Raw genomic sequence first — 11063 nt, forward strand, 5'->3', positions numbered from 1 at the left:
CCTTTTGGAGAAAACCCCCGCACCTTTCGGTGCGGGGGTTTTCTGCGTTCCAGGGCTTTCGTCAGTTCCAGGGTTTCCGTCAGAGGCGGCCGGCCACCCCTCTGCACCGACCCATGGCGACTGAGGGTAAGGTCAGGGGGCATCATTGGCTCTTTTCCCACAGGAGGCCCCCGGGTGGAGGTCCAGGAGACGCGCGTCCAGACGGACCGTGTCCTCACCATCCCGAACATCCTCAGCATGGCGCGCCTCGCCGGCGTGCCCCTCTTCCTGTGGCTGATCCTCAGGCCGGAGTTCGGGGGCCCCAACAGCGACGGTTGGGCGCTGCTGGTTCTGGCGCTGAGCGGTGTCAGTGACTACCTCGACGGCAAGCTGGCCCGCCGCTGGAATCAGATCAGCAAGCTCGGCAGGCTCCTCGACCCCGCGGCCGACCGGCTCTATATCCTCTCGACGCTCGTCGGTCTGACGTGGCGGGAGATTCTGCCGCTCTGGCTGACAGCGGCGCTGCTGCTGCGCGAGACGGTTCTGCTGGTGATGGTCGGGATCCTCAGGCGGCACGGCTATCCGCCGCCGCAGGTGAACTTTCTGGGCAAGGCCGCGACCTTCAACCTGATGTACGCCTTTCCGCTCCTGCTCCTCAGCGATGCAAGTGGCTGGATCGCCACACCCGCTGCTATTTTCGGATGGGCGTTCGCAGGATGGGGTACAACCCTGTATTGGTGGGCAGGGATCCTATACGTGGTTCAGGTCCGCAGACTTGTCAAAGCGGACAACCTGGCCGATTGAGCTTGCCGATTCGGCAGCTGTAGGGCTCGAAGACCCGCATCTGACATATGCGTGTCATCTCGGTGAGCTGAGTCGGCCAGATCGTCGTCTATGAGGAGGACGTTTCCGACATGAAGGCCGTCGTGATGGCCGGTGGTGAGGGCACGCGCCTTCGCCCCATGACCTCGAGCATGCCCAAGCCGCTCCTTCCTGTGGCCAATAGGCCGATCATGGAGCATGTGCTTCGGCTGCTCAAGAGGCACGGGCTCACCGAGACCGTAGTAACAGTGCAGTTCTTGGCATCGCTCGTCAAGAACTACTTCGGCGACGGCGAAGAGCTCGGGATGGAGCTCACCTATGCCAACGAGGAGAAACCGCTCGGCACCGCGGGCAGCGTGAAGAACGCCGAGGAAGCGCTGAAGGACGACGCCTTCCTGGTGATCTCCGGTGACGCGCTGACCGACTTCGACCTCAGTGAGCTCATTTCCTTCCACAAGGAAAAGGGCGCGCTCGTCACCGTCTGTCTGACGCGCGTGCCCAACCCGCTGGAATTCGGCATCACCATCGTCGACGAAGAGGGAAAGGTCGAGCGCTTCCTCGAGAAGCCGACCTGGGGCCAGGTCTTCTCCGACACGGTGAACACGGGCATCTACGTGATGGAGCCCGAGGTGTTCGACTACGTCGAGGCCGATGTGCCGGTCGACTGGTCCGGTGATGTCTTCCCGCAGCTCATGAAGGAGGGCAAGCCGATCTACGGCTATGTCGCCGAGGGCTACTGGGAGGACGTCGGCACGCACGAGAGCTACGTCAAGGCGCAGGCCGACGTGCTCGAGGGCAAGGTCGACGTGGAGCTCGACGGCTTCGAGATCTCGCCCGGTGTATGGGTGGCCGAGGGAGCCGAGGTGCACCCCGACGCCGTGCTGCGCGGGCCGCTCTACATCGGCGACTACGCCAAGGTCGAGGCGAACGTCGAGATCCGTGAGCACACCGTCATCGGTTCGAACGTCGTGGTGAAGGACGGCGCCTTCCTCCACAAGGCCGTCGTCCACGACAACGTCTACATCGGGCAGCACAGCAACCTGCGCGGCTGCGTCGTCGGCAAGAACACCGACATCATGCGCGCGGCCCGTATCGAGGACGGCGCGGTCATCGGCGACGAGTGCCTCGTCGGCGAAGAATCGATTGTCCAGGGCAACGTGCGCGTCTATCCGTTCAAGACGGTCGAGGCCGGCGCTTTCGTCAACACCTCGGTCATCTGGGAGTCCCGCGGCCAGGCGCACCTCTTCGGCGCGCGCGGCGTGTCCGGGATCCTGAACGTGGAGATCACGCCGGAGCTCGCCGTCCGGCTGGCCGGCGCGTATGCGACGACCCTGAAGAAGGGCTCCACCGTGACCACCGCGCGTGACCACTCGCGTGGTGCGCGGGCGCTGAAGCGGGCGGTGATCTCGGCGCTGCAGGCCAGCGCCATCGACGTACGGGACCTGGAGAACGTGCCGCTGCCGGTCGCGCGGCAGCAGACGGCCAGGGGAAGTGCCGGCGGCATCATGATCAGAACGACGCCCGGGGTGCCGGACTCCGTCGACATCATGTTCTTCGACGGCCAGGGCGCGGACCTGTCGCAGGGCAGCCAGCGGAAGCTGGACCGGGTGTACGCGCGCCAGGAGTACCGGCGTGCCTTCCCCGGGGAGATCGGGGATCTGCACTTCCCGTCCAGCGTCTTCGACTCCTACACGGGCTCCCTGCTGCGGAACGTGGACACGACCGGGGTCGCCGAATCCGGGCTCAAGGTGGTCGTCGACGCGTCCAACGGAAGCGCCGGCCTCGTCCTGCCGAGCCTTCTCGGGAAGCTCGGGGTGGACGCCCTGACGATCAACCCCGGACTCGACGAGTCGCGGCCCACCGAGACCGCGGACGCGCGCCGGTCCGGCCTGGTGCGGCTCGGGGAGATCGTCGCGTCCGCCAGGGCCGCCTTCGGCGTGCGGTTCGACCCGGTCGGCGAGCGGCTGTCGCTCGTGGACGAGAAGGGACGGATCGTCGAGGACGACCGGGCCCTGCTGGTCATGCTCGACCTGGTCGCCGCGGAGCGCCGCAGCGGGCGGGTGGCGCTGCCGGTGACCACGACGCGGATCGCCGAGCAGGTGGCGGCGTACCACGGCACCCAGGTGGACTGGACGACCACGTCGCCCGACGACCTGACGAGGGTGGGGCGCGGCGACTCGACCATCTTCGGCGGAGACGGCCGCGGCGGGTTCATCGTGCCCGAGTTCAGCGGCGTCTTCGACGGAACCGCCGCTTTCGTACGGCTCATCGGGCTCGTGGCGCGTACGCAGCTCACCCTGAGTCAGATCGACGCGCGTATCCCGCGCGCGCACGTCCTCAAGCGCGACCTGGCGACCCCGTGGGCCGTCAAGGGTCTCGTGATGCGGCGCGTGGTGGAGGCGGCCGGGGACCGGTCCGTGGACACCACCGACGGCGTGCGGGTCGTGGAGGCCGACGGGCGCTGGGTCCTGGTCCTGCCCGACCCCGCTGAGGCCGTCACCCATCTGTGGGCCGAGGGCCCGGACGACGCGTCCGCCCAGGCGCTGCTCGACGAGTGGTCCACGGTGGTGGACAGCGCCGGCCGCTGACCTGCCACGGCGCGCCGGACGGCACCCGCAACAGGTGCTGTCCGGCGCGCCGGTGGGGCCATTCGGAGGTAGCGCCCGCGACGTGCGACGATGTGCGGCATGCCGCAGCAGCCCCCCGTTCGGAGCACCCCCTCACGCCCTCGGCGTCCGGACGCGTCCATGTCGCTGCTCACCACCGTCATGGACCACAGCCTGGACGAGGGATACGCGGAGGCGGCGGCCCGCAAGAAGGCCAGAGGCGACGGCGGTGTCCCGCGCCCGCTGCGGGCCAAACTGGGTCTCGCGGCCGGTCTCGTGCTCGCCGCCCTGGTCGTCACCGTGGGAGCCGCGCAGGCGCGCATAGAGGCCCCGGTGGTGGCCAAGGAGCGCGAGGAGCTCATCGACCGCGTCGAAGAGGCGACGGCGGGGGCCGACGCGCTCGAGGACGACGTGGACAAACTCCGTGACGACGTCGGCGAGCGCCAGGAGGCCGCGCTCAAGAAGCACGGCGGCAGCCAGGGCGAGTTGGTGGGTCTCCTCTCCGGCGCCACGGAAGTGCACGGGCCCGGCGTCAAGCTCGTCGTGGACGACAAGAAGCAGGCCGAGCAGGGCGGTGGCGGCCCGCGCGAGAGCAACGGATTCTCCGACACCGGGCGGGTGCGCGACCGCGACATGCAGCGCGTCGTCAACGGCCTGTGGGAGTCCGGCGCCGAAGCGATCTCGATCAACGACCAGCGCCTCACCGCCCTGTCGGCGATCCGGGCCGCGGGTGACGCGATACTGGTCGACAACAGACCGCTCGTACCGCCGTATACGGTGCTTGCGGTAGGCGACGGCAAACGCTTGAGCACCCGGTTCCAGAACAGCCACGACGGTCAGTACCTGCATGCTCTGCAGGAGAACTTCGGCATCCGGACCAGCATTTCGGTGTCGGACGAACTCCGGCTGCCGGCAGCGCCGAGCGTGACCGTACGTACAGCAGAGCCGAAGGCAGGAAAGGGCACAACGTGATCGCCGTACTGGGCCTCGTCGTGGGAGTCGTGGCCGGATTGTTGGTTCGGCCCGAGGTACCGGCGGTGGTCGAGCCGTATCTCCCGATCGCCGTGGTGGCGGCGCTCGACGCCGTGTTCGGCGGACTGCGGGCCATGCTCGACGGCATCTTCGACGACAAGGTCTTCGTGGTGTCGTTCCTGTCGAACGTGGTGGTCGCCGCGCTGATCGTGTTCCTGGGCGACAAACTGGGCGTCGGCGCCCAGCTGTCCACCGGCGTCGTCGTGGTCCTCGGCATCCGCATCTTCTCCAACGCCGCCGCCATCCGCCGGCACGTCTTCAGGGCGTGACGCCGATGAGTTCCGACGAGAGGCCCGACCTCAACCGGCGCAGGGAGCTCCCGGCCGAGGTCCCCAGCGAGCCCGAGAAGCCCCCTGTGGCGGACGCCCGGGAGGAGCCCCGCATCACCGGCCGGCAGCGGCTCGTACAGGGGCTGTGGCCGCCGCGGGTGACCCGGCCCCAACTCATCGTGGCCCTGCTGTTGTTCGTGCTGGGGCTCGGTCTGGCCATCCAGGTGCGGTCCAACAACGACAGCAGCGCACTGCGCGGCGCACGCCAGGAAGATCTAGTGCGCATCCTCGATGAACTGGATGACCGTACTCAGCGTCTGGAAGAAGAGAAGCGGCGCCTCGAGGAGCAGCGGACCGGGCTGGAGAACAGCTCGGACCAGGCCGAGGAGGCCCGCAAGCAGACGGTCGAGCGGGAGAGGCAACTCGGCATCCTGGCGGGCACGGTGGCGGCCCAGGGGCCCGGCATCACGCTGACCATCGAGGACAAGAAGGGGGCGATCGAGGCGGACATGCTGCTCGACGCCATTCAGGAGCTGCGCGCCGCCGGCGCGGAGGCGATCCAGATCAATGACGTACGTGTGGTGGCCGGCACCCATCTGTCGGACGCCGGTGGCGGTGGCGTACGGGTGGACGGCCGCAAGGTCGACGAGCCGTACCTCTTCAAGGTGATCGGCAAGCCACAGGATCTCGAGCCCGCGCTGAACATCCCCGGTGGTGTGGTGCAGACTCTGGAGAAGGAGCAGGCCACGGTGACCGTGGAACGCTCGGAGAAGATCGTCGTGGACGCCTTGCGACCTGCGAAGCGGCCTGACTACGCTCGGTCGTCCTCCCAGTGAGGCGCGGACGCATGGGGGCCGCGAGGCGAGGGCATGAGGTTGCGGGGGGTCGACGCACCGTAAGTGTGGTGCGTGGTGGAAACTGTTTGGTGGACGCGGACGTTGTGAGGATGTCTGGCTCACCGATGAATGCCGGTGTGTGCAATCAGGGTTCGTCCTGCCCCACGGGCGGGTCTGTTTCGGTCAAGGGGAATCGCCCGTGAAGTTGTTTGCGAAGTTGTTCGGCAAGAGCGCACGAGAGGACAGCGGCAATCCGGCCACTGCCCGGCACCGTGCCCCGCGCCATGGAGACGGTGAGGAGCAGGGCGCGGGTCGCCCGATGTTCCGCGATCAGGTCGCTGGTCCAGGTGGTGACATTTCGGGCGGACAGGGCGCGTCGTCTGTTGACCCTGCCGGTCCCGGCCGCATAGGTTTCGGAGAACCTTCAACCTCAAGTGCGGGTGGAGGGTTTGCCTCCGACCCGTACGCAGCTCATGCCCCCGCGGGGCAGCCACGGCAGGAGGACCCGTCCATGGCCCTGGTGTGTACGAGGTGCGGGAACCGCAACGCCGAGGCGAGCCGTTTCTGCTCCAACTGCGGTGCGCCGCTGCGGGCCGGGGCCACGCCGGAGCGTGCGTCCGAGACCACCTCGACGATCTCCATCTCGGGGTTGGAGGCCTACGACGCCGAGACGACGGGACAGACCCCGTCTCCCGCGCTCTCCCCGGAGGCGCAGGCGGCCGTCGACGCCCTCCCGCTCGGCTCCGCGCTGCTCGTCGTGCGCCGCGGTCCGAACTCGGGCAGCCGTTTCCTGCTCGACGGTGAGCTGACCACCGCGGGGCGTCACCCGCAGAGTGACATCTTCCTCGACGACGTGACCGTGTCGCGTCGCCACGTGGAGTTCCGTCGCGTCCAGGACGGTTCCTTCACCGTCTCGGACGTGGGCAGCCTCAACGGCACGTACGTCAACCGCGAGCGCATCGACTCCGTGGCGCTCTCGAACGGCGACGAGGTGCAGATCGGCAAGTACCGCCTGGTCTTCTACGCGAGCCAGCGGGGCATCTGAACCACCCCCAGACGCCGTCTGGGGGGCACCCCCAGGGAAGGTCCATGCTTCAAACACCGAGGGGCGGTGCCGGCATCGGCACCGCCTCCGCGGACCGTCGGCTGATGAGCATCGGTACCGTGCTGAACGTGCTGCGTGACGAATTTCCCGAGGTCACGATCTCCAAGATCCGCTTCCTGGAGTCCGAGGGGCTCATCGAGCCGCAGCGCACTCCGTCCGGGTACCGGAAGTTCAGCCCGGAGGACGTGGAGCGGCTCGGCCACGTCCTGAGGATGCAGCGTGACCACTATCTGCCGCTGAAGGTCATCAAGGAGCACCTCGACGCGCTGGAGCGCGGTGAGCGGCCTCCCATGCCGTCTCTGGGGCGCCAGCGGGACGGCGGCGACCTCCAGGGCCGAGGCGAGGCCGAGGGGCCGACGGCGGCCCGTGTGGGCCGTGCCGAGCTGCTGGCCGCCGCGGAGATCGACGAGGTCCAGCTCAGCGAGTGGGAGGCGTACGGCCTCGTCGCACCGTTGCCGGACGGCGGGTACGACGCGGAGGCCGTCACGGTCGCCTCGCTCGTCGTCGAACTGGGCAGGTTCGGCATCGAGCCACGGCATCTGCGGGCCATGAAGGCCGCCGCCGAGCGGGAGGCCGGGCTCGTCGACCAGGTGGTCGCACCGCTGCGGCGCCATCGCAATCCGCAGACCAGGGCCCATGCGGAGGCCCGCACCAAAGAGCTGGCCGGGCTCACCGGAAGGCTCCATTCGGCGCTCGTGCAGACGGCGCTCGGGGTCAGATTGCCCTGACTCGCCCCGCACCCGGCCGGTACTCGGCGGGTGCCCGACTACCCAAACCTGCCGGCCACGTCCTAGGGTTGCTGTGTGAACGAGCTCGACGTCGTAGGTGTCCGGGTCGAAATGCCCTCCAACCAGCCGATCGTGCTCCTGCGTGAAGTGGGAGGCGACCGGTACCTCCCCATCTGGATCGGACCAGGTGAGGCGACCGCCATTGCCTTCGCCCAGCAGGGCATGGCACCCGCACGGCCGCTGACCCACGACCTGTTCAAGGACGTGCTGGAAGCGGTGGGCCAGGAGCTCTCCGAAGTGCGCATCACCGACCTGCGGGAAGGGGTCTTCTACGCCGAGCTGGTGTTCGCCAGCGGTGTCGAGGTGAGCGCGCGGCCGTCCGACGCCATAGCGCTCGCCCTGCGCACCGGGACGCCGATCTTCGGCAGTGACGGTGTCCTCGACGACGCCGGCATCGCGATCCCGGACGAGCAGGAGGACGAGGTGGAGAAGTTCCGCGAGTTCCTCGACCAGATCTCACCCGAGGACTTCGGCACCAACAGCCAGTGAGCGTTGCTTCCGAAGGGCTGCGCCGGACCATCCGGCTAGCCTTTCCCCGCGGCGAGGCACGGGAAACCACTCTCAGGGTGATTATCACTCGGCGTGCCGAGTGTGGCGATCGTTGACGAGCCCCTGGCGACTGCCTACCGTCGTGAAGGCAGGTCAAGGAGGGAGGTCGGCGTGAGAAGCAGCGGCGACGGTACGGCGGTGGGCGGTCCGTTCCCGCTCCACGGCAGCGCGGCCGGTCACTCCCCGACACGACCGACGCCGGTCCAAGGGGGCGGGGACACGAGGTCCGAACACGAGCGGATCGGCTACCGCGGTCCCACCGCGTGCGCGGCCGCCGGCATCACCTACCGCCAGCTCGACTACTGGGCCCGTACGGGGCTTGTCGAGCCCAGCGTGCGGGCTGCGGGCGGCTCCGGGACGCAGCGGCTCTACAGCTTCCGCGACGTCGTCGTCCTGAAGATCGTGAAGCGCTTCCTCGACACCGGCGTCTCCCTGCAGAACATCCGCACGACGGTCCAGCACCTGCGCGAGCGCGGCTTCCGTGACCTGGAGCGGATGACGCTGATGAGCGACGGCGCGACGGTCTACGAGTGCACATCGCCGAGCGAGGTCCACGAACTGCTCCAGGGCGGCCAAGGGGTCTTCGGGATCGCCGTGGGCGTCGTATGGCGTGACGTCGAGGCGGCCCTGTCCCAGCTGCACGGGGAGCGCATCGACACCGGGGAGACCCTCATCGGGCACAACCCCGCCGACGAGCTGGCCAGACGGCGCAACAAGGCCGTCTAGGGCTGTCCGAGGTCGCGTTGTCAGTGGCGTAGGGCAGCATCGGAGATGTGAGAAGCGCGCCGACGATCCTGCATCTGGACATGGATGCCTTCTATGCGTCCGCAGAGCAGGCCGCGAAGCCCAGTCTGCGCGGAAAAGCCGTGGTCGTGGGCGGTCTCGGGCCGCGTGGCGTGGTCGCCACCGCGTCCTACGAGGCGCGTCGTTTCGGCGTGCACTCGGCGATGCCCATGGGCCAGGCGCGCCGGCTGGCACCGAACGCCGCCTATCTCGTGCCGCGCTTCGGGCTGTACCGCGAGGTCAGCGAGCAGGTGATGGGGCTGCTGCGGGAGCTGTCCCCGCTGGTGGAGCCGCTCAGCCTGGACGAGGCCTTCGTGGACCTGGAGGCGGGTGGCGTCGCGGACGACGAGAGGTCGGCGAGGGCCGTGGGGGAGCGGCTGCGGGCGGACATCAGGGCGGTGACCGGCCTGACCGGGTCCGTGGGGCTCGCCGTCTCCAAGATGCTGGCCAAGATCGCCTCCGAGGAGGCCAAGCCGGACGGGCTGCGGCTGATAGCGCCGGGGACGGAGCGGGCACTGCTCGGTCCGATGTCGGTGCGCACGCTGCCCGGGGTGGGGCCGGCCACCGGGGACCACCTGAGGCGGGCCGGCATCCTCACGGTGGAGGAGCTCGCCGAGGCGGGCGAGGACGAGCTCGTACGGCTGCTGGGCAAGGCCCACGGCGGCTCGCTGTACGCGATGGCGCTGGCACTCGACGAGCGGCCTGTGGTGGCCGAGCGGGAGAGCAAGTCCGTCAGCGTCGAGGACACGTACGACGTGGACATCCATGACCGGGTGCGGATCAGGGGCGAGGTCGCCCGGCTCGCCGACCGGTGCGTGCAGCGGCTGCGGACGGCGGGGCACTCGGGGCGCACCATCGTGCTGAAGGTGCGGCGGTTCGACTTCTCGACGCTGACCCGTTCCGAGACGCTGCGCGGGCCCACGGACGACCCCGGGGTGGTGCGGGAGGCCGCGGCGCGGCTGCTGGAGTCCGTGGACACCACGGGCGGGGTGCGGCTGCTCGGCGTGGGCGTCTCCGGCCTCGCGGACTACACGCAGGAGGACCTCTTCGCGCAGGCGCAGGCCCAAGCGGAGGCGGAGGCGCTCGCTGAGGCGGAGGCGGCCGGCGCGGCCGGGACGACCGAGGTGGCGCCCGGGGGCGGCGCGGAGGGGGCTCAGCAAGGCCTCGGGAGCGAGGGCGGTGAGGCCGCGGGTGCCGGGTCGGCGCCGGGGGAGCGTGCGGAGGCGGGCGCCGAGGAGCCGGTGGTGCCGGCCGAGCGGCGGTGGGCGGCCGGTCTCGATGTGCGTCACGCCGAGTACGGGCACGGGTGGGTGCAGGGGAGCGGTCTCGGGCGGGTGACGGTGCGCTTCGAGACGCCGTATTCCGTGGTGCCGGGGCGGGTGCGGACGTTCCGGACGGATGACCCGGAGCTGACCCTCGCCGAGCCGCTGCCGCTGGTCGCCCCGGCCCCGGAGGATCAGCGGGCCGCTGGGGCGGAGCTGGAGGTTCTGTCGAGTGCGGCTCGTGCGGCGGGCCCGGAGACCGCGGGGTGAGGGCTGCGGCCGGGGGGCGTCCAAACCGGCGGTGACGTCGGCGGTGACACCCGTCACGCGCCGCCCGGGCGGAGACCGGCCCACGCGCCGGGAACAGAGGTCAGGGATTTTCCGTGCCCGCGATGCGGCCGAAGTTCTGGTCCGGTGGAGGCGGGGGCGCGGACGGAGGTGGTGTCGTGTCCAGGCCGTAGTGGTGGTAGAGCTGGAGCTCCTGCTCGGGGGAGAGGTGGCGGCCCACTCCGAAGTCCGGGGCGTCCCTGATCAGAGCGCGGTCGAAGGGAACGCGCAGCGTACCGTCCCCGACCAGCTCACTCGGCTCCAGCGGGACGAAGGCGTCACGGCTGAAGAGGCCGGTGCGTATGGCGGCCCACTCCGGGGCGCCGGTGGCGTCGTCGAGGTAGACCTCGTCGATCGTGCCGAGCTTCGTCCCGTTCCGGTCGAACGCCTTGCGGCCGATCAGGTTGCGCGGATCGATGTCGGTCTGCACGGGCCCTCCAGATGGTCGCGGCTTGACGAAACCGGGCGTAACTCATCTTTAATCGTTCGTAGTCACTACGAAAGAGCACTTCGGGGCAGGCGGCCACTCGAGGGATCGGTCACGGTCCTCGCTGGTAGGCTGGCGTCCGGCTGTTGACCCCGTGCGGGAGAGTCTCCGGAACACGCTTCCAGGAGGCGCCGAAGGAGCAAATCCTCCCCGGAATCTCTCAGGCACCCGTACCGCACGGACGAGGTCACTCTGGAAAGCAGGGCGGGCGTCGGGCG

Annotated in this window: 11 protein-coding genes and 1 riboswitch; of the genes, 10 read left to right on the forward strand and 1 reads right to left on the reverse strand. The window is 69.3% G+C overall.

The window, feature by feature from the left end; all coding sequences use genetic code 11:
* Positions 1-174 precede the first annotated feature (174 nt).
* From ACZ7DY_RS14505 to ACZ7DY_RS14550, 10 genes are all read left to right on the forward strand, one after another.
* Positions 175-783 carry a CDP-alcohol phosphatidyltransferase family protein gene (locus ACZ7DY_RS14505; protein ID WP_471134615.1) on the forward strand — a complete coding sequence of 203 codons (609 nt, stop codon included), beginning with the start codon at positions 175-177 and terminating at the stop codon, positions 781-783.
* Between the two features lie 110 nt (positions 784-893).
* Positions 894-3389, forward strand: coding sequence for a sugar phosphate nucleotidyltransferase (locus tag ACZ7DY_RS14510; RefSeq protein ID WP_471134617.1), 2496 nt, complete (start codon positions 894-896; stop codon positions 3387-3389).
* Positions 3390-3479: 90 nt separating this feature from the next.
* A complete protein-coding gene (locus ACZ7DY_RS14515) occupies positions 3480-4379 on the forward strand; it encodes a DUF881 domain-containing protein (protein WP_471134620.1) in 900 nt (299 codons plus the stop codon).
* Positions 4376-4708, forward strand: a complete 333-nt coding sequence (locus tag ACZ7DY_RS14520) for a small basic family protein (RefSeq protein WP_003988855.1) — start codon at positions 4376-4378, stop codon at positions 4706-4708. Before ACZ7DY_RS14515 ends, ACZ7DY_RS14520 begins: the two co-directional genes overlap by 4 nt.
* A 5-nt stretch (positions 4709-4713) precedes the next feature.
* Complete coding sequence (locus tag ACZ7DY_RS14525; protein ID WP_471134622.1) at positions 4714-5544, forward strand: DUF881 domain-containing protein; 831 nt, start codon at positions 4714-4716, stop codon at positions 5542-5544.
* Positions 5545-5626: 82 nt separating this feature from the next.
* Positions 5627-6589: an FHA domain-containing protein gene (locus ACZ7DY_RS14530; protein ID WP_471136635.1), complete on the forward strand. Its 963-nt coding sequence runs from the start codon at positions 5627-5629 to the stop codon at positions 6587-6589.
* Positions 6590-6633: 44 nt separating this feature from the next.
* Positions 6634-7377, forward strand: a complete 744-nt coding sequence (gene ftsR / locus ACZ7DY_RS14535) for a transcriptional regulator FtsR (RefSeq protein WP_471134624.1) — start codon at positions 6634-6636, stop codon at positions 7375-7377.
* A 75-nt stretch (positions 7378-7452) separates the two neighbouring features.
* Positions 7453-7926, forward strand: a complete 474-nt coding sequence (locus tag ACZ7DY_RS14540; protein WP_063795355.1) for a bifunctional nuclease family protein — start codon at positions 7453-7455, stop codon at positions 7924-7926.
* Between the two features lie 171 nt (positions 7927-8097).
* The gene (locus ACZ7DY_RS14545) at positions 8098-8712 is read left to right on the forward strand and encodes a MerR family transcriptional regulator (RefSeq protein WP_471134626.1); all 615 of its coding nucleotides are present in this window, start codon (positions 8098-8100) and stop codon (positions 8710-8712) included.
* A gap of 47 nt (positions 8713-8759) precedes the next feature.
* Positions 8760-10301 carry a DNA polymerase IV gene (locus ACZ7DY_RS14550; RefSeq protein WP_471134629.1) on the forward strand — a complete coding sequence of 514 codons (1542 nt, stop codon included), beginning with the start codon at positions 8760-8762 and terminating at the stop codon, positions 10299-10301.
* A gap of 100 nt (positions 10302-10401) precedes the next feature.
* On the opposite strand, the gene ACZ7DY_RS14555 is transcribed toward ACZ7DY_RS14550, so the two are convergent.
* Positions 10402-10788, reverse strand: a complete 387-nt coding sequence (locus tag ACZ7DY_RS14555) for a PRC-barrel domain-containing protein (RefSeq protein WP_471134632.1) — start codon at positions 10786-10788, stop codon at positions 10402-10404.
* Positions 10789-10932: 144 nt separating this feature from the next.
* Positions 10933-11031, forward strand: a riboswitch (glycine riboswitch).
* The last annotated feature ends 32 nt before the right edge of the window (positions 11032-11063 follow it).

The sequence above is a fragment of the Streptomyces sp. NPDC037013 genome (genome assembly GCF_055607265.1).

Excerpts from the sequence above, each read along its gene's own strand:
- ACZ7DY_RS14515 (WP_471134620.1), top strand. The coding sequence starts at position 3,480 with ATGTGCGGCATGCCGCAGCAGCCCCCCGTTCGGAGCACCCCCTCACGC.
- ACZ7DY_RS14510 (WP_471134617.1), top strand. The coding sequence starts at position 894 with ATGAAGGCCGTCGTGATGGCCGGTGGTGAGGGCACGCGCCTTCGCCCC.
- ACZ7DY_RS14525 (WP_471134622.1), top strand. The coding sequence starts at position 4,714 with ATGAGTTCCGACGAGAGGCCCGACCTCAACCGGCGCAGGGAGCTCCCG.
- ftsR (WP_471134624.1), top strand. The coding sequence starts at position 6,634 with ATGCTTCAAACACCGAGGGGCGGTGCCGGCATCGGCACCGCCTCCGCG.